This is a genomic window from Arcobacter siniprincipis (SeqCode), assembly GCF_048571125.1.
GTDB classification, from domain to species: Bacteria; Campylobacterota; Campylobacteria; order Campylobacterales; family Arcobacteraceae; genus Arcobacter; species Arcobacter siniprincipis.
Map to the genome: position 1 here is coordinate 3225201 of NZ_CP182343.1, position 26152 is coordinate 3251352.

22 protein-coding genes, 3 tRNA genes and 3 rRNA genes are annotated in these 26152 nt (G+C 32.2%); 14 read left to right on the forward strand and 14 right to left on the reverse strand.

Translation table 11 applies throughout. The features are described 5' to 3' along the window. Positions 1-4 precede the first annotated feature (4 nt). On the reverse strand, positions 5-673 hold the full coding sequence (locus ACNI3D_RS16385; protein WP_419767749.1) for a FlgO family outer membrane protein: 669 nt from the start codon (positions 671-673) through the stop codon (positions 5-7). A gap of 194 nt (positions 674-867) precedes the next feature. Here ACNI3D_RS16385 and ACNI3D_RS16390 point away from each other — a divergent pair, with 194 nt between their 5' ends. After that, entirely contained in the window at positions 868-1419 is a 552-nt protein-coding gene (locus tag ACNI3D_RS16390; protein WP_419767750.1) for a DJ-1 family glyoxalase III, read from the forward strand. A 9-nt stretch (positions 1420-1428) separates the two neighbouring features. Here ACNI3D_RS16390 and ACNI3D_RS16395 read toward each other — a convergent pair whose 3' ends face one another. After that, entirely contained in the window at positions 1429-2001 is a 573-nt protein-coding gene (locus ACNI3D_RS16395; protein WP_419767751.1) for a FecR family protein, read from the reverse strand. Between the two features lie 47 nt (positions 2002-2048). Here ACNI3D_RS16395 and ACNI3D_RS16400 point away from each other — a divergent pair, with 47 nt between their 5' ends. Next, positions 2049-4166, forward strand: a complete 2118-nt coding sequence (locus ACNI3D_RS16400; protein ID WP_419767752.1) for a CHASE2 domain-containing protein — start codon at positions 2049-2051, stop codon at positions 4164-4166. Here ACNI3D_RS16400 and ACNI3D_RS16405 read toward each other — a convergent pair. After that, complete coding sequence (locus tag ACNI3D_RS16405; protein ID WP_419767753.1) at positions 4088-5305, reverse strand: glycosyltransferase; 1218 nt, start codon at positions 5303-5305, stop codon at positions 4088-4090. The genes ACNI3D_RS16400 and ACNI3D_RS16405 overlap by 79 nt on opposite strands. 82 nt (positions 5306-5387) lie before the next feature. Here ACNI3D_RS16405 and ACNI3D_RS16410 point away from each other — a divergent pair, with 82 nt between their 5' ends. From ACNI3D_RS16410 to ACNI3D_RS16430, 5 genes are read left to right on the forward strand one after another with little or no spacing between them, the layout of a single operon-like run. Beyond that, the gene (locus ACNI3D_RS16410; RefSeq protein ID WP_013136829.1) at positions 5388-6116 is read left to right on the forward strand and encodes a UDP-2,3-diacylglucosamine diphosphatase; all 729 of its coding nucleotides are present in this window, start codon (positions 5388-5390) and stop codon (positions 6114-6116) included. A 5-nt stretch (positions 6117-6121) separates the two neighbouring features. Next, positions 6122-6877, forward strand: a complete 756-nt coding sequence (locus ACNI3D_RS16415) for a patatin-like phospholipase family protein (protein WP_419767754.1) — start codon at positions 6122-6124, stop codon at positions 6875-6877. A 51-nt stretch (positions 6878-6928) separates the two neighbouring features. Then, positions 6929-10471 (forward strand): DNA polymerase III subunit alpha, encoded by a 3543-nt coding sequence (gene dnaE, locus ACNI3D_RS16420; protein ID WP_419767755.1) that lies wholly within the window; start codon positions 6929-6931, stop codon positions 10469-10471. Next, on the forward strand, positions 10471-11259 hold the full coding sequence (gene surE / locus ACNI3D_RS16425; RefSeq protein ID WP_129100752.1) for a 5'/3'-nucleotidase SurE: 789 nt from the start codon (positions 10471-10473) through the stop codon (positions 11257-11259). The genes dnaE and surE overlap by 1 nt, the downstream gene beginning before the upstream one ends. Before the next feature lie 5 nt (positions 11260-11264). Then, the gene (locus tag ACNI3D_RS16430) at positions 11265-11525 is read left to right on the forward strand and encodes a hypothetical protein (RefSeq protein WP_013136833.1); all 261 of its coding nucleotides are present in this window, start codon (positions 11265-11267) and stop codon (positions 11523-11525) included. Positions 11526-11529: 4 nt separating this feature from the next. Here ACNI3D_RS16430 and ACNI3D_RS16435 read toward each other — a convergent pair whose 3' ends face one another. The 4 genes from ACNI3D_RS16435 to moaC are packed head-to-tail and all read right to left on the reverse strand — an operon-like array spanning position 11530 to position 14446. Next, on the reverse strand, positions 11530-12894 hold the full coding sequence (locus tag ACNI3D_RS16435) for a M99 family carboxypeptidase catalytic domain-containing protein (protein ID WP_419767756.1): 1365 nt from the start codon (positions 12892-12894) through the stop codon (positions 11530-11532). Next, positions 12878-13705 carry a M15 family metallopeptidase gene (locus tag ACNI3D_RS16440; RefSeq protein ID WP_129100750.1) on the reverse strand — a complete coding sequence of 276 codons (828 nt, stop codon included), beginning with the start codon at positions 13703-13705 and terminating at the stop codon, positions 12878-12880. Before ACNI3D_RS16440 ends, ACNI3D_RS16435 begins: the two co-directional genes overlap by 17 nt. Before the next feature lie 10 nt (positions 13706-13715). Beyond that, on the reverse strand, positions 13716-13979 hold the full coding sequence (locus tag ACNI3D_RS16445) for an HP0495 family protein (protein WP_129100749.1): 264 nt from the start codon (positions 13977-13979) through the stop codon (positions 13716-13718). Next, positions 13976-14446 carry a cyclic pyranopterin monophosphate synthase MoaC gene (moaC, locus tag ACNI3D_RS16450; RefSeq protein ID WP_129100748.1) on the reverse strand — a complete coding sequence of 157 codons (471 nt, stop codon included), beginning with the start codon at positions 14444-14446 and terminating at the stop codon, positions 13976-13978. The genes ACNI3D_RS16445 and moaC overlap by 4 nt, the downstream gene beginning before the upstream one ends. Before the next feature lie 115 nt (positions 14447-14561). Here moaC and rpsU point away from each other — a divergent pair, with 115 nt between their 5' ends. The 4 genes from rpsU (at position 14562) to ACNI3D_RS16470 (ending at position 17399) form a co-directional block, all read left to right on the forward strand. After that, entirely contained in the window at positions 14562-14774 is a 213-nt protein-coding gene (rpsU, locus tag ACNI3D_RS16455; RefSeq protein ID WP_013136837.1) for a 30S ribosomal protein S21, read from the forward strand. A gap of 225 nt (positions 14775-14999) precedes the next feature. Beyond that, complete coding sequence (gene ccoN / locus ACNI3D_RS16460) at positions 15000-16466, forward strand: cytochrome-c oxidase, cbb3-type subunit I (RefSeq protein ID WP_419767757.1); 1467 nt, start codon at positions 15000-15002, stop codon at positions 16464-16466. A 15-nt stretch (positions 16467-16481) separates the two neighbouring features. After that, positions 16482-17165 (forward strand): cytochrome-c oxidase, cbb3-type subunit II, encoded by a 684-nt coding sequence (gene ccoO, locus ACNI3D_RS16465; RefSeq protein ID WP_129102122.1) that lies wholly within the window; start codon positions 16482-16484, stop codon positions 17163-17165. Positions 17166-17174: 9 nt separating this feature from the next. Next, positions 17175-17399, forward strand: a complete 225-nt coding sequence (locus ACNI3D_RS16470) for a CcoQ/FixQ family Cbb3-type cytochrome c oxidase assembly chaperone (protein ID WP_129102124.1) — start codon at positions 17175-17177, stop codon at positions 17397-17399. Positions 17400-17532: 133 nt separating this feature from the next. Here ACNI3D_RS16470 and ACNI3D_RS16475 read toward each other — a convergent pair. The 6 genes from ACNI3D_RS16475 to ACNI3D_RS16500 all read right to left on the reverse strand — a co-directional run bounded on the left by ACNI3D_RS16475 (position 17533) and on the right by ACNI3D_RS16500 (position 23051). Further along, positions 17533-17608 (reverse strand) — tRNA-Thr (locus ACNI3D_RS16475). A 198-nt stretch (positions 17609-17806) separates the two neighbouring features. Continuing rightward, positions 17807-17922 (reverse strand): 5S ribosomal RNA (gene rrf, locus ACNI3D_RS16480). A gap of 132 nt (positions 17923-18054) precedes the next feature. Further along, positions 18055-20971 (reverse strand): 23S ribosomal RNA (locus tag ACNI3D_RS16485). A gap of 277 nt (positions 20972-21248) precedes the next feature. Further along, a tRNA-Ala gene (locus ACNI3D_RS16490) sits at positions 21249-21324 on the reverse strand. Positions 21325-21346: 22 nt separating this feature from the next. Further along, positions 21347-21423 (reverse strand) — tRNA-Ile (locus ACNI3D_RS16495). 111 nt (positions 21424-21534) lie between these two features. After that, positions 21535-23051 (reverse strand): 16S ribosomal RNA (locus ACNI3D_RS16500). Together the 16S, 23S and 5S rRNA genes with 3 tRNA genes alongside form the textbook arrangement of a ribosomal RNA operon. Positions 23052-23512: 461 nt before the next feature. On the opposite strand from ACNI3D_RS16500, the gene ACNI3D_RS16505 reads away from it, so the two are divergent. Together ACNI3D_RS16505 and ACNI3D_RS16510 are read left to right on the forward strand one after the other, a co-directional pair. Beyond that, positions 23513-24211: a Bax inhibitor-1/YccA family protein gene (locus ACNI3D_RS16505; RefSeq protein ID WP_129101543.1), complete on the forward strand. Its 699-nt coding sequence runs from the start codon at positions 23513-23515 to the stop codon at positions 24209-24211. A 37-nt stretch (positions 24212-24248) separates the two neighbouring features. Continuing rightward, on the forward strand, positions 24249-24644 hold the full coding sequence (locus ACNI3D_RS16510; RefSeq protein ID WP_419767758.1) for a thiamine-phosphate pyrophosphorylase: 396 nt from the start codon (positions 24249-24251) through the stop codon (positions 24642-24644). Between the two features lie 252 nt (positions 24645-24896). Here ACNI3D_RS16510 and ACNI3D_RS16515 read toward each other — a convergent pair whose 3' ends face one another. Beyond that, complete coding sequence (locus ACNI3D_RS16515; RefSeq protein ID WP_419767759.1) at positions 24897-25589, reverse strand: methyltransferase domain-containing protein; 693 nt, start codon at positions 25587-25589, stop codon at positions 24897-24899. A 70-nt stretch (positions 25590-25659) separates the two neighbouring features. Here ACNI3D_RS16515 and secG point away from each other — a divergent pair, with 70 nt between their 5' ends. Next, complete coding sequence (secG, locus tag ACNI3D_RS16520; RefSeq protein ID WP_419767760.1) at positions 25660-26028, forward strand: preprotein translocase subunit SecG; 369 nt, start codon at positions 25660-25662, stop codon at positions 26026-26028. Positions 26029-26152: the final 124 nt, after the last annotated feature.

The window sequence follows — 26152 nt, forward strand, 5'->3', positions numbered from 1 at the left end:
ATTATTATTCTTCTCTCATTATTTTAATAGTTCTTGGAGGTTTACAATCTTTAAAAATAACACAATCGTTTCTTAAGCCATGTTCATATGTAGATCTTGCACTTGTAATTATTTGACCATTTGCATTATCTATAACTCTAGCATTTAACATAATCTTCCCATATTGTCTTGAATAAGTACCAACTACTATAAAACTATTTTGAACATTTTCTTTCATTTTACTTGTATTTCTAGTAATAAAGTATTCACCTTGTGCATTTACAGAAACGCCTAACTGACCTCTAAACTCAATGATATTAAACCCTCTATTAGATAGTTCATTAATCAAACTCTCACTAATAACTCTTCCAAACTCAGTAGTCTTTTTGAAGTTATCTAATCTAACAAAAGATGTGATTAACACTGATTTGTTTGTATGCATCTTGTTATTTTGCATCATTTGAGTTGCAAGCGAAGAAATCGTAGCTTCTAAAGAATTTTGCGTAGTGACATTTTGTTGCATGTCTTCGGCAATTTTCATATGTTCTTTTGTAACTTGAACTTTTTCATTAGCTTTATCAATTCCTGCTTTTTCACTTGGATTCATAGTTACTTTCATAGCTGAATCTGAAGCACACGAAATTGTTAGTGTTGATAAAAGAATCAAACAAGAGTTTCTCAATAGCTTAAGCATGTATTACCCCTTTTTATAATTGATAAATTTTATTTAAACTTTACTTATATGTACTTGAATAGTTACCATTTTATCTCTTTGTAAGCATTGATTAAACTAATATTAATAAATGTAAATCAATGTATATTTTAGTAATGTAATTATTCACTTTTACATAAGAAATATGTTAAGATTAAACTAAAAAGGATTTCACAATGGCAAAACTATTAGTACCCATTTCGAATGGATTTGAAGAGATTGAAGCAGTAAGTATAATTGATATTTGTAGAAGAGGAAATATTGATGTAACGATAGCTTCTATTGAAGGAATAAATGTCCTAGGTGCCCATCAAATATCAATAAAAGCTGATAAATTATTATCTGACATTGATGAAAAAGATTTTGATATGATTGCATTGCCTGGTGGATTACCAAATGCTTTTAACCTAGCAGAAAACGAGCTTTTACAAAAAATACTTAAGCAATTTAAAGAAAATAACAAAAATATTGCTGCAATTTGTGCAGCTCCATTTGCTTTACATGTGGCTGGAGTATTAAATAAAAATTATACTTGTTATCCTGGCTTTGAAACTAAAATCAAAGAAGATGGATATATCCAAAATGAAAATATAGTAAGTGATGGAAAAGTATTGACTTCAAGGGGACCAGCTAGTGCTAAAGTTTTTGCTTTGGAAATTGTAAAGATTTTAAAAGGCAAAGAAGAGTACGAAATAGTAAAAGAAGGACTATTAGCAACTAATTGCTAATAGCTTTTACTACTTATCAAAGGGAGGAATTCTTCCTACCATTGATTCAAGTTCCCTAAGCTCATCATCATTATGATCTCTTAATTTTTTTGCAGGTTTTATTGTGCCATCTGCTAATACCCAAGCCATATTATGGTGTTTTGCTTCATATGACTTATGAGCTTTTGCTGTATTTAACTCTGTTTCTCCATAACATGTACAAAAATAAGACTTTCCATCAATATGCTCTACATAAACACCCGTACCTCTAATACCTGCTGTCATATTTTCTGTTTTAACTTCATGTTTACTACCACCTTTGCCAAAAACTGCTAGAACTCCACCTGTTACTACATTAAGAGTTTTTAAACCACCCTTTTCTTCTATTGAAAATTTTGTGTCAGCATTCGCTAAAAAAGCATCTTTTCCTATATTAAATTTTACTTTTGAGTTTTTACCTGTTTTTATAAAATCACCAAGTTTTACAACACTAGTTTTTGTAGCTTTTTGTCCATTTATATATACATCTCCACTACTTATTACACTATCTGCAAATATATTTAAAACAAAAAGAAAACAAAGTCCAATTATAATTTTTTTCATGTTTGCCTCTCAAACAATAATTTAGTACATTTATTATATCATAAGCGATGAAAATTTTTATTAAGCATAAGATATTATTCTTTTTCATATCTTTTATATTATTAACCTTTTGCTATTTAAATTTTAATAAAATAACTAGTAATTTTGATGAAAGAATTAGAGAAATATTTTTTGAAATAAGAGGAGAAATCCCCACTACAAATAAAGTAGTAATAATCGATATTGATGAAAAATCTATAAATGCACTTGGACAATGGCCTTTTAGTAGAGACTATATGGCTCAAGTTTTAGCAAACCTTACAAATGCAGGAGCTGGAATTATAGGTATTGATATTATATTTTCAGAATCAGATAGAAGTTCTCCTTCATATATGGCAAAAAAATTAAATATTCAAGGGGAGTTTAGAGATAATGATCAACTTTTAGCCGCTGTTATTTCCCAAACACCTACAGTTTTAGGATATTATTTTACAAAAGATTTATCAAAAAATACTAAGCCAGTTCCTGTTACAAAATTTACGCCTACAGCATCACCTCATCTTTTAAACTTTGAAAATGTAGTTACAAATATCTCTCCAATACAAGAAAATGCTTATTCATCTGGCTTTTTTAATGCTTTTAATGATCAACAAGGCAAGATTATAAAAATGCCCTTATTATTGCAATACAAAAACAAAACCTATCCCTCTTTGGTTTTTGAAATGATTAGTATTGCAAGTAATACTTCAAGTGTAAAGATAGTTCAAGATAACTATGCTATTTCTGGTGTAAAACTTTCAAATATTGATATACCAACAGATAATAGTGGTTTTATGAGAATAAATTTTAGAGGGGCAAAAGGAAGTTTTAAATATATCTCCTTTTTAGATATTTTAAATGGTGATTTTGATCCAAAAGATATAAATGGAAAATTTATTTTAATAGGAAGTTCGATTACAACTTTAGCAGATTTGCGTTCAACAGTATACGATTTAGCCCTACCAGGAGTTGAAATACATGCAAATATGATTGACAATATTTTAAAAGGTGACTTTTTATATGAACCAACATTTGGAAAAGCTATTGATATTTTAGTTATATTTCTTTTAACTGTAGTTTTAGGAACACTTTTACTTTTTCTATCATCTACTAACATTATTATTGTTATTCTTTTATTATCTACTATTCTTTATTCACTCTATTATTATTTGCTCTTCTCCCAAGGTCTTATTTTAAATCTTTTTTATCCAATAGTCTCAATTATTTTAACAAGCCTAAGTGCTTTTTATATCAATTATCAAAAAGAGCAAAAACAAAAAGAGTTTATAAAAGATAAATTTGCAAAAAAAGTCTCATTGGAAGTTGCCAATGATTTGTTATCAAATGATAATAATGATTTTAAAGCTAAAGAAAAAGAGCTAACTATTTTCTTTAGTGATATAAGAGGGTTTACAAATATCTCTGAAGAGTTTGAATCTCCACAAAAACTAATTGAAGTACTTAATAAGTATTTTGAACCAATGAGCGAAGTAATTATTCAGAGACATGGAACAATTGATAAGTTTATAGGTGATGCGATTATGGCATATTGGAATGCTCCCTGTGATGTGGAAAATCATGCGGATAAAGCAGTTCAAAGTGCCTTGAGTCAACTTGAAAAGTTAGAAGTACTTAATAATGAACTTAAAAAAGATTTTAATTTATCTATTCAAATAGGTATAGGAATTCACACAGGACTTGCAGTTGTTGGGGAGATGGGTTCATCTGGAAGAAGTGATTATACGATTATTGGAGACAATGTAAATCTATGCTCAAGAATTGAAGGACTTAGTAAATATTTTGCAGTTGAGTTACTAATCTCTGAATCTACAAAAATATTATTAAAAGACAATTACCATTTGAAATATTTAGCAAGTGTTATTGTAAAAGGGAAAAGTACCTCAATAAAACTTTATCAAGTCCTATTACCTAAAGAGTTTGAAGAGTTTGAGAATGTCCAAGAAGATTATGAAAAAGCTATTAAATGCTATCAAAATAAAAACTTCACTGATAGTAAAACTATTTTTGAGGAAATTGAAGATACTCATCCTTCTAAAATAAATAGGCTTTATATAAATAGATGTAAAGAGTATATAAGTTCAAAAGAAAACAACATTGTTTTAGATTTTGTTATGGAAGAGAAATAAGAGTTTTCACAGATTAATTTATTTTTATCACAAAAATCTTCAAAACTATTTTTTATATCTTTATCTTTCATAAATAAAACAGAATTTTGTGAGTATCTTTTATATAAATTTTTATTTTCATAAAGTATTTCAATAGTGTTAATCCACTCTTTATCATCATTGATATCCAAAATAAATCCACTATTGGAAGCCTTTACAATCTCTTTTGGTCCCCCTTTATTTGTAACAATCACAGGAAGAGCAGAACTCATACCTTCCATAACAACTTGTCCTAAAGTATCTGTAGTAGAAGGGAAAATAAAAACATCAGAACTAGCATATATATTTGATAACTCTTTTTCAAGTTTCATTCCTAAAAAATGAATATTATATTTCTTCAACTGTTCTTTATATTTTAAAAAATGTCCATTTCCCACAATGATTAAATCTATGTTTAATTTTAAAGAATATACCTTTTTAAAAAGTTCAATTAAAAACTCTATATTTTTCTCTTTTGTTGCTCTTCCCACATATAAGAACTTCATACTATTCATTCTTATTTTATAATCATCCCAGATATTTACATCTCTAAAAGAAAAAGAAAAGTTTTCTGTATTAATTCCTGATTTTAAAATAAATATTTTTGATTCATCTATTTTCAAATCATTCATTACAATACTTTTATACTCTTGGGTTCTAACAAAAATTGCCTCAAAATTACTATAAAAGAATCTTAAATAATATTTTGAGATATATCTAAAGATTTTTGAATTTGTATTTTTATATATGTATGCAGGAAAGTCAGTATGATATATTCCAGCTTTTGGTATTTTGTAAAGTCTGGCTAATATTGAGCCTATTATTCCAACTGGTCCAGGAGTGGAAATATGCACAAGATGAGGAGAGAATTTTTTTAATAATTTTGCCATTTTAAATGGATTGGGGAATACCAAATCTAACTCCTTATAAAAAGGCATAGATATTCTAAAAAAAGGTTTAACATTATAAATAGATTTTTTCTTAGGAAAAGAACTTTTTTTAGTAGATGTTATTATTTTAAATTCATCTTTTGAGATATTTGCAAAATCATTTAAAAATCTAGATACTCCATTTAAGTCATAAACTGTATCACTAAATAAAACTATATTTACATTCTTCATTCAAATATATTATCAAGTAATGGTTACAAAAATATTACTAAATTGATGCCATAATGTAACCATATATAATTAAAATCTATTTATGAAATACAAAACAATATTTATATCAGATATACATTTAGGTACAAGATTTTCTCAAGCAGAAAAACTAATTGACTTCTTAAAAGATAATGAAAGTGAAAATCTTTTTTTAGTGGGTGATATTATTGATGGTTGGTCAATAAGAAGAAAATTTATTTGGCCTCAAGCCCATTCTGATGTTATACAAAAAGTTCTAAGAAAAGCTAGAAAAGGTACAAATGTATACCTTATAACTGGCAATCATGATGAGTTTTTAAGACCTTTCGTTCCACTTGTTTTAGGAGATAATCTAGAAGTTTCCAATGAGTTTGAGTATATTTCTATTACAGGGAAAAGTTATTATGTTACACATGGTGATTTTTTTGATTCTATTACTATGACAAAAAAATGGTTAGCTATTTTAGGAGATTACGGATATGATTTTTTACTTTATATAAACTTTATATTAAATAGAATAAGAAAAACTTTTAAAATCAATTCAAAATGGTCACTATCAAAATATATAAAAGATAATGTAAAAAGTTCTGTTAATTTTATAAATGATTTTGAAAAAGTTTTAACTAACCATGCAAAACACAAAGGTTATGATGGTATCATTTGTGGACATATTCATAAAGCAGAACAAAGAAAGATTGAAGGAATTGAATATAAAAACTGTGGTGACTGGGTAGAATCATGCACTGCACTGGTGGAGACGTATGAAGGTAAATTTGAAATTATTACTTGGTAATATAAATGATTAACTTTGCACTTTGCCTAAGTGGTGGAGCAGCAAGAGGTGCTTTTCATTTAGGCGCATTAGCTTTTTTTGATGAACAAAATATTAAATTTGAAGCTTTTAGTGGAAGTTCAATTGGTTCAATAATTGCAGCTTCATATGCAAGTGGAGTCTCTCCTTTAGAACAATTAAAAATATTCAAATCAAAAGAACTAAGAAAATGTATAAAATTCAATCCTTATTTAAATGGTTTGCTTAAAATCGATACAACAAACCCCTTGATAAAAGAGTTATTACCAATACACAAAATCGAAGATATTCCAAAACCTTTATATATTTGTGTTTATGATTATAAAAATAAAGAGTTGGTCTATTATGATAAAGGTGATGTGATTAACTTATGTATAGCTTCTTCTGCTTTAATTCCACTATTTAAGCCTTTAAAATTTGAAAATAGAAAATTATTTGATGGGGGATTATTAAATAATATACCAATTGAACCATTATTAAACAAAAATTATAAAATATGTGCCATTGATCTTCTACCTAGAAAAGAGAGAACTCTACAAAAAAATTACAACCCAATAAATTTAGTAAAAAAAAGAATCTTTAAAACTTGGCATCAAAATATTGATTATGCTATTAAACATACAGATATTTATATAACAACCAATGAATTAAGAGAAACAAAAATGTTTACTTTTAATGGATTGGATGAACTATTTAAGCTAGGATATAAAGAAGCAAGTAATCATTTAAATTCATTTAGATAATAGATTCTTTAAGTTATAATCCCCTAATAAATATCCAAGAAAAGAATCATTATGTCACAAATACCAGAATTCACGCACTTACACCTACACACAGAATATTCGCTCTTAGATGGCGCTAATAAAATAAAAGATTTAGCAAAAAAAATCAAAGCTTTAGGAATGAAAAGTGTTGCCATGACAGACCATGGTAATATGTTTGGAGCTATTGATTTTTATAAAGCAATGAGAGCTGAAGGCATTAAACCAATTATTGGTATGGAAGCTTATATTCACAATTCTGAAGAATTAGATGATAAATCACATAGAAAAAGATTTCACCTATGCTTATATGCAAAAAATGAAAAAGGCTACAAAAACTTGATGTTTTTGACTAGTCAAGCTTATATGCATGGGTTCTATTATTACCCTAGAATTAATAAAAAAATATTAAGAGAAAATAGTGAAGGACTTGTGTGTAGTGCAGCTTGTTTACAAGGTGAAGTAAACTGGCACCTAAATACTCAAAGTGAGAGAAATGTAAAAAATGGTGCAAAAGGTTATGAAGAAGCAAAAAAAATTGCTTTAGAGTATAAAGAGATATTTGGTGATGATTTTTACTTAGAAATTATGAGACATGGTATTTCTGACCAACATTTTATTGATGACCAAATTTTAAGAATATCAAAAGAAACAGGTATAAAAGTTGTTGCCACAAATGATACTCATTACTTAAAACAAAAAGATGCCCAAGCACATGAAGCTTTTATGTGTATTGCTATGAATAAACTTTATGATGATCCAAATAGACTAAGACATAGTGTTCATGAGTTTTATTTAAAATCATCAGAGCAAATTTCAAAACTATATGCAGATATTCCAGAAACAATAGCTGCAACCCAAGAGATAGTTGAAAAATGTAACTTAGAGATAAAACTAGGAGACCCAACTCCTCCTAACTTCAAATTTACAAGGGAAAAATCACTTGAACAAGGCTTAACTTTACCCGAACCAGAATTAGAATACTCATTAGAAAATGATAAAATATTATTTGTACATGAGTGTTGGAAAGGTCTAGAAAAAAGACTTGAAATAGTCCCACAAGAGCGACATCAAGAGTATAAAGATAGATTACAAGTAGAAATAGACATTATCAATAGTATGAAGTTTCCAGGATACATGCTTATCGTTTGGGACTTCGTAATTGCTGCAAAACAAATGAGAATACCAGTTGGTCCAGGAAGAGGTTCTGCTGCTGGAAGTTTAGTGGCTTTTTCCCTTGCTATTACGGATATTGACCCTTTACCTTATGGTTTACTTTTTGAGAGATTTTTAAATCCAGAAAGGGTATCGATGCCAGATATCGATATGGATTTCTGCCAAGCTAGACGACAAGAGATTCTTGATTATGTAATTGAAAAATATGGAAGAGCCAATGTTGCACAAATCATTACCTTTGGTAAACTACTTGCAAAAGGGGTTATTAGAGATGTTGCTAGGGTTCTTGATATGCCCTATTCTCAAGCTGATGCAATGGCAAAACTTATTCCAGATGAACTTGGAATCAACTTAACATCTTCATATGAAAAAGAACCAAAGATAAAAGAACTTTGTGATTCAAATCCTCAAGCAAAAAGAGTTTGGGATTTTGCACTAGCTCTTGAAGGACTAAATAGAAATGCTGGAACTCACGCAGCGGGAGTTGTTATTTCAAATGAACCACTTTGGAATAAAACACCTCTTTTCAAACCCTCAGGAATGGAAACTCTAGCTACCCAATATAATGGTAAATATGTAGAAGATGTGGATTTGATTAAATTCGACTTCTTGGGTCTAAAGACCCTAACTGTTATTGAAGAGGCAAATAAACTAATAGAGCAAAGACATGGTAAAAGAGTAAATTTCTTAACCGTGGATGTAAATGACAAAGGTGTTTACGACTTAATTCAAACAGGAAATACAATTGGATTATTTCAAATAGAGTCAGATGGTATGCAAGATTTATGTAAAAGATTAAAACCATCAAACTTTGAGGATATTATCGCCGTTCTTGCACTTTATAGACCAGGACCAATGGAGTCAGGTATGCTTGATGACTTTATTGATAGGAAACATGGTCGTGAAGAGATTAACTATTTCTATGATGAGTTTGATGCGCCATTAAGACCAATACTTGAAACAACCTATGGGGTTATTGTTTATCAAGAGCAAGTTATGCAAATCGTACAATCAATTGGTGGATTTAGCCTTGGTGGTGCCGATTTAGTTAGACGGGCAATGGGTAAAAAGATTAAAGAAGAGATGGATAGACTAAAGGGTGAGTTTGCTATTGGTGGAGTAAAAAAAGGCTTTGTTAAAGAACATTGTGAAGAACTGTTCGACCTGATTGTAAAATTTGCCGGATATGGATTTAATAAATCTCACTCAGCGGCTTATGCACTTGTGACATTTTATACTTCTTATTTGAAAAAATATTATCCATCAGAATTTATGGCTGCACTTTTAACACTAGAAAAAGATAATACAGATAAAGTTGTAAAATATGTGGATGAAGTAAAAAGATTAAAACTAGACCTTTTCCCACCAGATATCAATAAATCAGACCTAGTATTTGCTCCTAAAAAGATTGATGGACAAGAAGTAGTAATGTTTGGAATGGGTGCCATTAAAGGTGCTGGAGATGTTGCTATTAAATCTATTTTAAAAGAGCGGAATGAAAATGGAAACTTTGAGGATTTTGCAGATTTCATCTCAAGAGTTGATGGAAGTAAAGTAAATAAAAGAGTATTTGAATCTTTAGCAAAAGCTGGTGGATTTGATACGTTTGGATATTCTAGACGATCAATTTTAGAACAAATTGAGACCATAAATGAAACTGTTGGAAAAGCAATGGCTGCTAAGAAAATGGCAACAGGGTCACTTTTTGGAGATTCTAAAGAACTTACAAAAGTTGAAGTTCAATTAGAAAAATTTGAAGAGTATGAATTAAAAGATCTTTTAGAATTAGAAAAACAATCTTTAGGATTTTATGTATCAGGGCATCCACTTGATGAATATAGGGAACAATTAGATGGAATAAACTATACCCTCTCTTCTGAAATAGAAGATTTAGGAGATGGAAGTGAAGCCCTTTTTATAGGAAAAGTTGAAACAATTAATGAAAGAATCTCTAAAAAAGGTAATAAATTTGCCATTTTAAACCTTATGGATTTACATGGAAATATAGAATTAATGCTATTTGAAGATAGATTAAAAGAGTTAAGAGAAGATTTTGACTTAACTGAACCTATTGCTTTTAAAGTACGAATTTCAAAAGATGATCAATTTACTAGAATCAGTTTAAGAAAAATAGAGACCTTAAAAGAAGCAAGAAAAGAAAAAATTAAAAGAAAACAAAAAGCAATAGAAGAGCCCCCAATAACAGTAGCAGTTAACTTTACAGATGATGATAAAATCATGTATGACCTTTTTGAAATTATTGCACATAATCAAGGTAAACGAGAATTAAAACTATTGGTAAAATCAAAACTAGCCGATATTGAACTTGATACTGGATTTAAAGTAACTTCAAACATAGAAGGTTTAATAAAATCACTAGATGGAGTTTTTATAGCATAATGAAACAAATACTTTTAACAAATGATGATGGATTTGATGCAGTAGGATTAAAAGCATTAATAAAAGCACTAAGTCCTTTAGCCAAACTAACTGTAGTTGCCCCTGCAAAAAATAAATCAGCTTGTGGTCACTCACTTACTCTTGATAGACCACTTAGAATGATTAATGTGGATGATGATTATTACAAAATTGATGATGGAACACCAACAGATTGTGTATTTATTTCTCTAAATAACTTATTTAAAGAAGGCTATAAACCTGATTTAGTAATAAGTGGAATAAACATTGGCTCTAACATGGGAGAAGATATTACATATAGTGGAACTGCAGCTGCTGCAATGGAAGCTACTTTGCAAGGGATTCCAGCAATTGCAATATCACAAGTATTTAATGACTTGCCAGGTGGTATTGATCCAAAAGAAGATTTTAACTTAGCAAAAAAAGCAATCGCTACAATTGTTAAAAAAATATTTAAGAAGGAATTTCCTTTAGAAGATAGAAAATTTTTAAATATTAATATTCCTCCAATACATGAGGATGATTGTCAAGGCTTTAAAATAACAAAAGCTGGATATAGAATATATGGGAATGACACCCACAGGCACCTTAGTCCAAGAGGTGAAGAGTTTTATTGGATAGGGCTTCATCCTTTGATTTGGGAAGAGAGTGAAAAATTAAATTGTGATTTTGAAGCCATAAAAGCAAATTTTATCTCTATTTCTCCTATAATGTTAGATATGACTTCATACGATGACATAACAAATTTAAATGATTGGATAAAGGAATAAAGTAAATGAATTTTAAGAAGGCTCTAATCTGCAATATAGAGAAACTTGTTGGAGAATTAAAAGATGAAACAGAGTTAAAAGAAATTTTAAAAAGAAAATTTACAAAAAAAGAGTATAAAGTTTTTGTAGCTTCCGAAGAAGGACAAGATTTTGAACAAATTTGTGAATTAATTGATGAGAAGATAGATAGAGTTGAAGAACTTTACAAATCTGCCATCAAAAAAATAAATCAAGAGAAAATAAAAAAAGAGCTAGTTGATCTATAATATTTTATAATGAAGCTGGTTTTACGCCAGCCTCATTTAAAACTACCTCTTCATAAAGCTTTTTTGGGAACTTCACCAATACCATTCCTGCGAACTTATTATCATCTTTATTATAGAATTCTACTCTATATATTTGACCTTTTACATCTAATGAAAATCTTTGTAAAATTTCATCTTTTTCAATTTCAAGGCCAGATTCATTTTTATGAGCTTTGTTAACATATCCAATAACATTTACCCTATAATCATTTGGATAAACTAAAAAACTATTTGAAACATCAACTAAAGAACCAATTTTTACTTGTTTTTCTTTACCATCAATTTTAAATTTTATATCTTCTTTTTTTTCACTTACATCCAAATAGTCTGGTTCTAAAATAGATAATCTTCTATTTCCATAATGTATTGAATAAGTAGAATTGCCATTTTTTATTACAGTCATTACGGGACTACTTGGTTTAAAATCTATCTTTCCATCTTTTTTTGTCGGGAAATAACTTATATAATTTCTTACATCTGATAAAGGTATTTTTATTTTATCATCGTAAAATGAGATATAAATATCATTATCTATTACATCTCTTAGGGCAAGTGGTTGTAAATCAAATTTTCTTTTAAACTCTATTCCCATAATATCCATATACTTTTCAAGAGCCAAAAGATGATAATAAGTTCGTTCATGAACAGGTAATTCTTTACTTGCTTCATTCCCAAAAGCTGCTTTACCATTGTTTATCGCATAATAAGTTAATGTTTTCTCCATTTCCTTATCACCAAGTTTTGTTTTTGTATTGTGAGTATGATAAATGTCTTCTTTTCTAATCAAATGTCCATTTACTTTTTCACAAACTTCTTTACTGATTTCAGCAAGATTTCCATATACTGGAACATTTACCTTAGATTGATCAATAATTGAACTTTGACCCCATCTATAAGGAGAATGATAATTATCTATAAATTTTTTTCTAAAATATCCACTTCCATCATGTAAATTTACTATTAGTTTTACTTCAGGCTTTTTTATTAACTCTTTTATTCTTTCCACATCAACATAATCAGGGTCTTCTTTAGAAATATATGCAAATTTTCTATTCATATCTCCAAAAGGACCTCGTGATCTTTCAATAATAGATGTAAAATTTAAATTAGGAACAATCCAAACAGAACCTTTTGTTATCTCATAATGTGTTGCGATTAAAGATGCAGCCATAAAACCACCAGGCTCATCACCTTGAATACCACCTACTATTAAAAGTGTATTATCATCTTGTACACCTTTTTTAATAAATTTAAAATTTAAATCGCTACTATGCGCATATAAATTCTGCAAAAATAAAAAAACTAATAAAACTCTAAATAACTTTAACATGCCAAGGTTCATACCTTACCCCATCCTTATTTCCAATTGTATATCTCATATCAATATATTTTAATGTTTTCATTTGTGAAAATTCACTTGTATATGAAAACTTTTCTGTAAAGTTTGCTGCTCCTAGACCTTTTTTTCCAACATCAAAATCTCCAACTGAGTGATATGTAAAGGCAGGTGGGGCAATTGATCGTGAAGCCATAGATAAATTAAGGTCCACAGAATCTAATTTATCCAAAAATAGTTTCATTTGTTTAACAACTGATCGTACTCCTGAAGTTAAATAAATAGTTGGTCCAATATCATTTTTCATTTTTAAATATGCTTCTTTAGGTTTTCCTTTGAAGATATAATGACCTGTATATGGGATTTTTTCTATCTCTTTTTTATTAATTGATGCAGTTAAGTCATTAGTTGTTCTATCGCCATAAAAACCATGATATGTTGGTTCATAATAAAAAATATGTTCAATAAAAGCTAACTCTTCTTTTGTAAAAATTGTATAATCTTTAGAATATCTCAAAATATTTATAGCTTCATCAAAAGATATTATATTAAAATTTCCATATCCAACATAGTGTTGAATATAATTAATCTTTTTTTGAACATTTCTAAAAGGTACATGGTATTTTTCTTCTAGAAAAACATCTTTTGATATATTATTAATACTATTAGTTATAGGTATCATATCTTTGGGAGAAAAGCTTTTCTCTTCAAAAATGTCAGTAGAATCTGCACTACCAATTATTGGATATATTGTTGAACAAATTGCTAAATTTTTTGCTTTGTCTAAGAACTCTCTTCTATTCATTTTTTCTTCTTTATAAAACCATTTTTACATCACTGTGATTGCCTAATAATTCATAAATCATCTTTCTATCATCTTCATTATGAACAAGTAAATCTAAAGTGTAACTTTTAAATTTTCCCTTTGAGCTAACTTTTGACTCAGTTAATTTATGTTCTCTTTCTGTTATAACTTCTTTTACAACTTTTTTTATATTAACAGTTTCAACAACAACAACTTTGTATATCCAATTGCATGGATAATCAAGTTCTAATTTATGTTCATTTAAATCAATCATCGCTTAAAATCCCCACTTTTCCCACCAGATTTACTCTCTAATTGAATATTTGAAATAACCATTGATTTATCAATAGCCTTTACCATATCATATATGGTAAGTAAACCTATACTTGTACCCGTTAGAGCTTCCATTTCTACACCAGTTTGTCCATTTAGTTTAGCAGTTACAATTAATTTGAAACCAGGTAAGCTAGGCAATTCTTCTACATCACAATTTATTCCACTTAATAATAAGGGATGACACATAGGAATTAATTCACTTGTCTTTTTTACACCCATAATTGAAGCAATAACAGCTGTTTGAAGAACTGGACCTTTTTTAGTATTATTACTTATAATTGCATTATAAGCTTCTTGGGACATAGATATTTGTCCAGAAGCAATTGCTACTCTTGTACTATCTTTTTTATCAGATACATCTACCATTTTAGGTCTATTATTTTCATCTAAATGTGTTAAATCCAAGGTTCTTCCTCATATTCTTTAATTAAGTGATTATATCAAAATATGGTTAAATTGAAATTAAGTATTATTTAAATATAATGCAACCCTAAATTTTAAAAGAAAGAGGGTGATTATAGTGCCAGGTATTAAAGTTAAAGATAGCGAATCATTCGACGAAGCTTATAGAAGATTTAAAAAGCAATGTGACAGAAACCTAATCGTTACTGAAACAAGAGCAAGAAGATTTTTTGAACCTATGACTGAAAAGAGAAAGAAACAAAAAATTAATGCTAAGAAAAAAATGCTTAAAAGATTGTATATGCTTAGAAGATACGAATCTAGACTGTAATAGTTCACTATTACCTAAAAGGGTCTCTATTTTAGAGACCCTTTTTTTATGTCCAAAATATCTCAATATAGTTAAATTATCAAAAAAAAATCATTATGCCACCAAATTGACACTAAATATATGTATAAGAAATTAAATACTTGGTGAATTCCAAATTTTGATTTACTATTCAAATAATAAGATTTCACAAATTAGAACTTGTATATTAATAAAAGGAGTAACTTGATGCAAAAGAATGCACGAGTTGAGTACGATTACTCAGTTGCAAAAGCCTTTACCTTTACCGCAATTTTATTTGGTATTTTAGGTATGATAGTTGGTGTTACCTTAGCCTTTCAAATGGCTTTCCCCCATTTAAGTAATTTAGCTGGAGAATATGGTACTTTTAGTAGATTAAGACCTTTACACACAAATACTGTTATATTTGGCTTTACCTTAAGCGGTATTTTTGCTGGATGGTATTATATGGCTCAAAGAATTTTAAAAGTTTCTTTGAGGGAATCACCATTTTTAATGTTTATTGGTAAATTACATTTTGTTCTTTACTTCATCACAATTCTTTTAGCAGTTGTTACACTAGTAGCTGGATACACAACTTCAAAAGAGTATGCTGAATTAGAGTGGCCTATAGATATAATTATAGTACTTTGGTGGGTATTATGGGGTGTTAGTATTTTTGGATTAATTGGTATTAGAAGGGAGAGAACACTATATGTTTCAATCTGGTATTTTATAGCTACTTTTATGGGTATTGCCATGTTATATTTATTTAATAACATGGAAATACCTACTGCTTTATATTCTGGTTATGGTTCATGGATGCACTCAGTATCTATGTATTCAGGTACAAATGATGCATTAGTGCAATGGTGGTATGGGCATAATGCAGTTGCATTTGTATTTACTGTTCCAATTATTGCTTTAATTTACTACTTTTTACCAAAAGAGTCAGGACAAAATGTTTATTCATATAAGTTGTCTATATTAGCTTTCTGGGGATTAATGTTTGTTTATTTATGGGCTGGTGGACACCACCTTATTTATGCAACTGTTCCAGATTGGCTCCAAACTATGGGTTCTGTAATGTCTATTGTTTTAATTTTACCATCATGGGGATCAGCTATTAATATGCTTTTAACAATGAAGGGTGAATGGCAACAATTACAATCTAATACATTAATTAAATTTATGATTTTAGCATCGACTTTTTATATGTTATCAACAATTGAAGGTCCAATCCAAGCAATTAAATCAGTTAATGCGATTGCTCACTTTACAGACTGGGTTCCAGGACATGTACATGATGGTACATTGGGTTGGGTTACATTTATGATTATGGCAGCTTTATATCATATGGCTCCAAGAATGTACGGTAGAGAGATTTATTCTAAATCGTTAATGGATACACAATTTTGGTTACAAACTACAGGTATCGTATTGTACTTTACATCTATGTGGATAGCTGGTATTACACAAGGTATGATGTGGAGAGCATATGATGAATATGGTTCATTAGTTTACTCTTTCATAGATACAGTAAATGTATTAAAACCATACTATACAATTAGAGCTGTTGGTGGATTATTGTACTTAATTGGTTTCTTTATGTTTGCATATAATATGTATAAAACGGCAACTGCAGGAAGAGTTCTTGATAAAGAACCAATCAACGCAACGCCAGTAGCTGCATAAGAAGGAGGAATTATTATGTTTCATTGGTTCGAACAAAGACCGTTTTTCTTTGCGGTATTAGTATTTATATTTATAGCATTTGCAGGTATAATAGAAGTTATACCAGACTTTGCAAAACAAAGTAGACCAACAGTTGGTACAAAACCATATTCAATTTTAGAGTTAACAGGTAGAAATGTTTATATTAAAGATTCATGTAATGCTTGTCACTCACAATTAATTAGACCATTTAAATCAGAGACAGATAGATATGGTATGTATTCACTGTCAGGTGAGTATGTATATGATAGACCATTTTTATGGGGATCAAAAAGAACTGGACCAGATTTAATGAGAGTTGGGAATTATAGAACAACAGATTGGCATGAGAATCATATGATGGATCCAGCATCAGTAGTACCAGGTTCAATAATGCCATCATATGCACATCAGTTTACAAATATGGCAGATGTAGAGACTGCATATGGAGAAGCTGTAACAGTAAAAGGTGTGTTTAATACTCCTTATGATGTAGATTTAGATGGAGATGGGAAAGTTGATGTTCCATTAGGGACTTTTGAAGAAGCGAAAGCAGAGGCTTTAAAAGAAGCGAAAGCTATTGCTGCTGATATGAAAAATCAAGCTGTAAAAGATGCCGTAGCAAACGGTCAGATTCCTGAGATTGTAGCGCTTATTGCGTATTTGAATTCTTTAAAATAAGAGGTTATTATGAGTTATCAAGAAATAGTTGACTTACAAGGTTATACAAAAATAATATTAATGTTTATTGCAGTAATAGTATTTTACTTTTGTGCTTATTCAATATATAAAAGAGATAAAAAAGGAGAAAGAAATTACGAAGAATATTCAAACTTAGTACATGATGATTCAATAAATTCTAAACCTCTTGAAGATAGAAATAAAAACACTGACAAAAACCAGAAAAATATTTAAAATATCCATCTTAAAAAAAAGGGAAAAGTTAATTCTTTTCCCTTTTTTTATGTCTTAATTATAATATTTAATGAAAAAGTTTTATTTTATGAAATATTATATATTAAATTGATTTGTTTTTATAAAAGATAAATGGTGCTCACAGTGGGAATCGAACCTACAACCTCTTGCTTACCATGCAATTGCTCTACCGTTGGAGCTATGCGAGCTAATTATAGTGAATAATTATACCTGACCGAAGGTAATAAATCGTGCTACAGGTAATAGTGAATAATATTGGCACCTAAAAGTAGAAAATAAATTTTAGCACGAATAATATTATAATATTCAGTAAAAAAGGTGCAAAAAAAAAGCTCAGTGCTAAAAAGACGATGTCTAAATAGAACTAAGCTTAAAAATTACTCAAGAGTTGGCGACGACTTACGTTTCCACAAGGGGACCCTGCAGTATTATCAGCGATGAAGTGCTTGACTTCCGGGTTCGGAATGGAGCCGGGTATTTCCACTTCTCAATAATCACCAACAAAGTTGAGTATTAAAAGCAAAGAATGCTCTTAATACTCAACTCAATTGTCTTGAGTGTATATTAATGTTAAAGTCTTTTACACAACTTTTATTAAGTATGTACTTAATAAGATAGTAAACCAAGAAATATATAAAATAAGCCAAACGATCTATTAGTACTAGTCAGCTAAATGAATTACTTCACTTACACATCTAGCCTATCAACCAGCTAGTCTTGCTGGGATCTTCAGGGAAAGTTCATCTTAGAGTTGGCTTCGAGCTTAGATGCTTTCAGCTCTTATCACATCCGTACGTAGCTACCCAACGATGCTCTTGGCAGAACAATTGGTACACCAGTGGTACGTTCATCCCGGTCCTCTCGTACTAGGGACAAATCTCTTCAACTTTCCTACGCCCACGGAAGATAGGGACCGAACTGTCTCACGACGTTCTGAACCCAGCTCGCGTACCGCTTTAAATGGCGAACAGCCATACCCTTGGGACCTGCTCCAGCCCCAGGATGCGATGAGCCGACATCGAGGTGCCAAACCTCCCCGTCGATGTGAGCTCTTGGGGGAGATCAGCCTGTTATCCCCGGCGTACCTTTTATCCTTTGAGCGATGGCCCTTCCACACAGAACCACCGGATCACTATGACCGACTTTCGTCTCTGCTCGAGTTGTATCTCTTACAGTCAGGCTGGCTTATGCCATTATACTCAACAAGCGATTTCCATCCGCTTTGAGCCAACCTTTGCAAGCCTCCGTTACTTTTTAGGAGGCGACCGCCCCAGTCAAACTACCCACCAGACATTGTCCTGAACGAGGATAACTCGTCCCAGTTAGTAACTCAAATATTCAAGGGTGGTATCTCAAGGGTGGCTCCCTATGTACTTGCGTCCATAGTTCATAGCCTCCCACCTATCCTGCACATGAATATCCAAGCTACAGTGTCAAGCTGTAGTAAAGGTGCACGGGGTCTTTCCGTCTTTCCGCGGGTAGGAGGAATTTTCACCTCCACTACAATTTCACTGGATCCCTGGTTGAGACAGCTCCCATCTCGTTACGCCATTCATGCAGGTCGGTATTTAACCGACAAGGAATTTCGCTACCTTAGGACCGTTATAGTTACGGCCGCCGTTTACTCGGGCTTCAATCAAATGCTTCGCTTACGCTGACATCATCAGTTAACCTTCGAGCACCGGGCAGGCGTCACACCTTATACATCCTCTTGCGAGTTAGCAAAGTGCTGTGTTTTTGGTAAACAGTCGGGAGGGACTCTTTGTTGCAACCTCTTCCGCTTTTGAGAGTAAATCTCTATACAGAAGTAGGCACACCTTATACCGAAGATACGGTGCTAGTTTGCAGAGTTCCTTAACCAGGGTTCTTCCACGCGCCTTAGAATACTCATCCCACCCACCTGTGTCGGTTTACGGTACGGGCAACAAATAATATACTTAGTGGCTTTTCTTGGCACGACAGTATCATCGATTCTGAATTGATTCCGAAAAATCGCAACAGCCTGTAAGATCTCGGTCGAATGTATCCCGGATTTGCCTAAGATACAACCTACATCCTTCGAGCCACTATTCCATCAGTGACCTCGATTAACTCTATGCGTCCCCACATCGCGCTTATTTGTTGGTATTGAAATATTAATCAATTTGCCATCGTCTACCCCTTTCGGACTCGACTTAGGTCCCGACTAACCCTACGATGACGAGCATCGCGTAGGAAACCTTGGGTTTTCGGCGTTGAGGATTCTCACCTCAATTATCGCTACTCATGCCTGCATGCTCACTTCTATCCGCTCCAGCACTCCTCGTCGGTATACCTTCAACGCTGAATAGAACGCTCTCCTACCACTTGTACAAGTACAAGTCTAAAGCTTCGGTGTACATCTTAGCCCCGTTATATTTTCCGCGCAAAATCACTAGACCAGTGAGCTGTTACGCTTTCTTTAAAGGGTGGCTGCTTCTAAGCCAACCTCCTGGTTGTCACAGTAACTTCACATCGTTTTCCACTTAGATGTAACTTTGGGACCTTAGCTGTTAGTCTGGGTTGTTCCCCTCTCGACGATGGATTTTATCACCCACCGCCTGACTCCTATGATTACGCATATAGTATTCGAAGTTTGATAGGGTTTGGTACCGCGGTAAGCAGCCCTAGCCCATTCAGTGCTCTACCCCTATATGTTACGACATAAGGCTATACCTAAATATATTTCGGAGAGAACCAGCTATCACGAAGTTTGATTGGCCTTTCACCCCTATCCACAAGTCATCCCAAGACTTTTCAACGTCAGCGGGTTCGGTCCTCCACTGGCTCTTACACCAGCTTCAACCTGCTCATGGATAGATCACTTCGTTTCGGGTCTGCAGCATCTGACTATGTCGCCCTATTAAGACTCGCTTTCGCTACGGCTCCGTACTTGACTTAACCTTGCCAGACACCACAACTCGCAGGCTCATTATGCAAAAGGCAGTCCGTCACCCTGTTGCAAGCAACATAGGGCTCCGAATGATTGTAAGCTAATGGTTTCAGGTTCTATTTCACTCTCCTCGCTGGAGTACTTTTCACCTTTCCCTCACGGTACTTGTTCACTATCGATCTGTAAGTAGTATTTAGGATTGGAGGGTGGTCCCCCCAGATTCAGACAAAATATCACGTGTTCCGTCCTACTCAGGATACCAATAGAGCTCTCAAGAGTTTCGTATACAGGAGTTTCACCTTCTATGCTATACCTTTCCAGATATTTCTACTACTCTTTTAAGTCTCACATTATGGTCCTACAACCCCCAATGCAAGCATTGGGTTTGTCCTAATCCGCGTTCGCTCGCCGCTACTTACGGAATCTCATTTGATTTCTCTTCCTCTGGCTACTGAGATGTTTCACTTCACCAGGTTAGCTCCCCGCAGGGTAACATATATCTCTATATGCTGGGTTGTCCCATTCGGAAATCCTCGGATCAAAGCTCTTTGGCAGCTCCCCGAGGCTTATCGCAGCCTAATACGTCCTTCATCGCCTCTTACAGTCTAGGCATCCACCATTAGCCCTTAATAGCTTATAATTTGTATAACTATATTTCTATAGTTACCTTTTTGATAATTATTCCTTGGCTACTATCTTATTAAATACAATATTTAATAAAACAGTAATTGTGTGTTTAAATTGTTTTCTATTTTGTATTAAAATAAATCTCTTTATTCTAATTCGAAAAAATTTTAAAGACTTTAACATTAAATTTTTAAATAACATTTAGGATAAATCCTAATATTAATACTTCTCTTAAGTACTAATATTAAAATTTACTAATTTCTATTCTACTTTGGTTTAGGTGCTAATGTTGGTGGAGAATAGCGGGATCGAACCGCTGACCTCCTGCGTGCAAGGCAGGCGCTCTCCCAGCTGAGCTAATTCCCCAACAAAGATTATCTTCTTCTCATGGTGGGCCTACCAGGACTTGAACCTGGGACCTCACGATTATCAGTCGAGCGCTCTAGCCAGCTGAGCTATAGGCCCATTCTTCACCTATTATTTTCAATAACCTTTACAAACCGAATATGATATTGGATATTTACCCATTTTATTTTATTTCTTGAGATTAGAAACGAATCTAATCTCATTACTCTGAAAGGAGGTGATCCAACCGCAGGTTCTCCTACGGTTACCTTGTTACGACTTCACCCCAGTCGCTAAATCCACTGTGGAAGGTAGCTATTTTAGCATCCCCGCTTCGAATGAATTCAACTCCCATGGTGTGACGGGCGGTGAGTACAAGACCCGGGAACGTATTCACCGTAGCATAGCTGATCTACGATTACTAGCGATTCCAACTTCATGTAGTCGAGTTGCAGACTACAATCCGAACTGGGAGGCATTTTTGAGATTCGCTCCACGTCACCGTATTGCTGCTCTTTGTATACCCCATTGTAGCACGTGTGTAGCCCTGGTCGTAAGGGCCATGATGACTTGACGTCGTCCTCACCTTCCTCCTACTTGCGTAGGCAGTCTCGTTAGAGTTCTCAGCCGAACTGTTAGCAACTAACGACGAGGGTTGCGCTCGTTGCGGGACTTAACCCAACATCTCACGACACGAGCTGACGACAGCCGTGCAGCACCTGTATGAAAGCTCCTGCAAGCAGGCACCAATTTATCTCTAAAAAGTTCTTTCTATGTCAAGACCAGGTAAGGTTCTTCGCGTATCGTCGAATTAAACCACATGCTCCACCGCTTGTGCGGGTCCCCGTCTATTCCTTTGAGTTTTAATCTTGCGACCGTACTCCCCAGGCGGTACACTTAATGTGTTAACTGCATTACTGCAAGGTCTAGCCTCACAACAACTAGTGTACATCGTTTAGGGCGTGGACTACCAGGGTATCTAATCCTGTTTGCTCCCCACGCTTTCGCGTCTCAGCGTCAATTGTGTTCCAGTAGATCGCCTTCGCAATCGGTATTCCTTCTGATATCTACGGATTTTACCCCTACACCAGAAATTCCATCTACCTCTCCCACATTCTAGGTTAACAGTTTTGGAAGCAGTTCTATGGTTGAGCCATAGGATTTCACTTCCAACTTATTTACCCGCCTACACGCTCTTTACGCCCAGTAATTCCGAGTAACGCTTGCACCCTCCGTATTACCGCGGCTGCTGGCACGGAGTTAGCCGGTGCTTATTCATATAGTACCGTCATTATCTTCCTATATAAAAGGAGTTTACGCACCGAAATGTGTCATCCTCCACGCGGCGTTGCTGCATCAGACTTTCGTCCATTGTGCAATATTCCCCACTGCTGCCTCCCGTAGGAGTCTGGACCGTGTCTCAGTTCCAGTGTGACTGATCATCCTCTCAAACCAGTTAGGTGTCATTGCCTTGGTGAGCCATTACCTCACCAACTAGCTGATACCGTACAGGCCAATCCTAGAGCCATAAATGTTTCCCTTGCAGACTTAGGTCTTAAAGGCATATGGGGTGTTAGCAGACGTTTCCATCTGTTATCCCCCTCTCTAGGGCATGTTACCTATATATTACTCACCCGTGCGCCACTTAGCTGACAGTTAAAGCAAGCTTTAACCCGTTCTCGTTCGACTTGCATGTGTTAAGCACGCCGCCAGCGTTCACTCTGAGCCAGGATCAAACTCTCCATAAATGTTTAGTTTAATCATGACTAGTGTCTAACTCTTTTATCTAATCTTCCTAAAAAGATTAATTGCAATTGTTTACTGACATTACTCATTGTTTTTTTAATAGACGAGAATTGTATAAATTCTCTTGTTTTATATCATATTCGGTTTATAAAAGTTACTTACTTCTTAAAACCGTAGTTTGTTAAAGAACATCAACCCTTTGCGACGTTTGTCACTCAAATTGGACGGGAATTATAATAGGTTTTTTTGCCTTTGTCAAGTGCTGGGAATTAAATTTAGCTTAAATTTTGAAATTTTTTAAATTTCTACTTTTTCTTAGTTTTTATATACATATATAAGATAATATAGTCATGTTAATCAACTATGTTTATAAAGTACATTTAATTATCATATTTAAAGATATTATTAAGCTTTACATATTAAAATATCAACTGTATATATAAAATACAAAAAGGAAGACATAATGTACAACAGAGATTATTTATCTCATAAAGATACAACGCAACAATATACACAAGAATCATCTAAAGTTGAATTAATGAGCTTTTTAAAAGCTACATATCAATTATTTGCAGGTTCATTACTTGCTGCAACTGCAGGAGCTTATATCGGGTTAGGTATGGTTTCAACTATTGCTAGTTGGTATTGGGGATTAGTTATTTTAGAATTTGCTTTATTATTTGGACTATTTGCAGTTAAAAATAAACCTGGTATTAACTTAGCAGTTTTATTTGGATTTACTTTTGTAAGTGGTTTAACAATTACTCCTTTATTAGCTTCAGTATTTGCAATGCCAGCAGGTGCTTCAATAGTAGCACAAGCATTTTTAATGACTTCAGTAGCTTTTGGTGGAATTTCAATGTTTGCCCTTACAACTAAAAGAGATTTTTCTGGTATGGGGAAAATGTTGTTTATTGCTCTTATTATATTAGTAGTAGGATCTATTTCTAATATTTTTATTCAAGCGCCATTATTACAACTTGGAATAGCGATGGTGGGAGCTGTTTTATTTTCTGCGTTTATTCTTTATGATACACAACAAATTATAAAAGGTGGGTTTTCAACTCCAATTGAAGCTGCTATTTCTTTATACTTAGATTTCTTTAATCTATTTATTTCATTATTACAAATACTTGGTATTTTTAATAGTAGTGACGACTAAATCATAACTCCTCGAGTTATGATTTACTTCTTATAATATGAATACTACAGAACTTAGACTTATTGATGCAAATTTGAATCGCCTAAGAGAAGGGATTAGAGTTGTAGAAGATATCTTTAGATACGTTTACAATAATAAAGATATCGCTTCAAAACTAAAAGAATTAAGACACAAATCAAGAATATCTATTTATGATGAACTTTTAGACTCAAGAGATATAAAAAATGATGTCTTAAAACAAAGCACTGCATCAGAAAAAAGTAGAGATGACTTAAACTCTATTCTAATAGCTAACTTTAAAAGAGCGCAAGAGAGTTCTAGAGTGCTAGAAGAAGTTTGTAAACTAGAAGAAAATAATAGTAGTGAAGTATTTAAATATATACGATATGAACTTTATGATTTAGAAAAAGAGATTAGAGTACTGCAAAAATGAATATCGTTCATTTAATATTATATTTATTTATTATAATGCCCATTATCCTTATCCAATTAAATATTGATAGAAACATCATATTATTTATAATAGTAATTATATTCGTTCTTAATCTTATTAGGTTACGGAATCCACAATATAGAAAAGAAGTTAAAGATTCTTTACCTAATGGTATCAATCGATTTCATATAACAGGATTTATTTTGATTGGCTTACCACTCATTCTTTTTTTAATTATAATATTATTTTCAGCTATTTCAAACTAATGCCTTTGACAAAGATAACTTCAAACTCTAAATAATTTAAACTATACTCTTTATATAATTTTTTAGCATCTTTAAATTCAAGAGTATTTCCACCACTTACACCTGATTTCTTAATATAATCAAATAATCTTTTCTTATTATCAAATTCTAAATTATAAGTTATAGTTTCAAATTCACAATCACAATATTGAGTAAAAGCTTTTTTTATTGATTGGTCATCTAATATTGGTGATTTTTTATTTGTTATTGTTTGTATTGTCTTAAAAGTATTTGATGTAAATAAAGCAGCATAAATCTTAGGAGAAATAGCACTAATAGCTTTAACTATCTTGCTTAAATCCTTTGACCACTGTAGGGCAGAAGAAGATATAACAACATCATATCTGTCATTTTTTATATTTTCAAAAAAAGCATCAGTATCAAAATCAAAACATTCCACTTGTATATTATTAGCTTTAGGATGAATATCACACATGTTTTGTGAAAAATCCATAGCCTTATAAAAATCATACTCCCAAGAAACATTTTTAATAACTTGCCCAGAGCCACAACCTAACTCTAATATTCTTTTAGGTTGACAATTTATATCTCTAATGATAGATTTTGCTGCAATTTGTTGTACAATATTGTATGAGTTATATTGATTTGCGTATTTTGAAAATTCGTTTTTTACGGACATAATCGAATCTTAACTTTTTTTTAATAAATTTTGGATAAAATACCTACCATTTTTTCAAAGGAATAAAATTATGACATCAACACTTTTAGTAGTTCAATTTATTTTAGCAGTACTATTAACAATTTGCATCTTACTTCAAAAAAGTTCAAGTATGGGATTAGGAGCTTACAGCGGAAGCAACGAATCTTTATTTGGAGCAAAAGGTCCTGGAAACTTTTTAACAAAAGCAACTATGATTTTAGGATTAATTTTTGTTTTAAATACTCTATTTTTAGGTTATTTTTATAATGAAAATAGACAAAAAAGTGCAGTAGACAATGTACAAACAGAAAGTTTAATTCCAAAAACTCCTGAAAAAACTCAAGCACCTACTGCTCCTGTAGCACCAGCTGTACCAACACAAAAAGCTGCAGCTACAGTACCAACTACTGAAAAATAGTTGATTTTCAAGAAGTAGTTCAAATGAAATATTTTCAAAGAGCTACTTCTCCATTTAATAAAAAAAGAAAATATGTTTTCTTTTAAATTTCAAAGAAAATATATTATCAAAAATTTATTTCAGT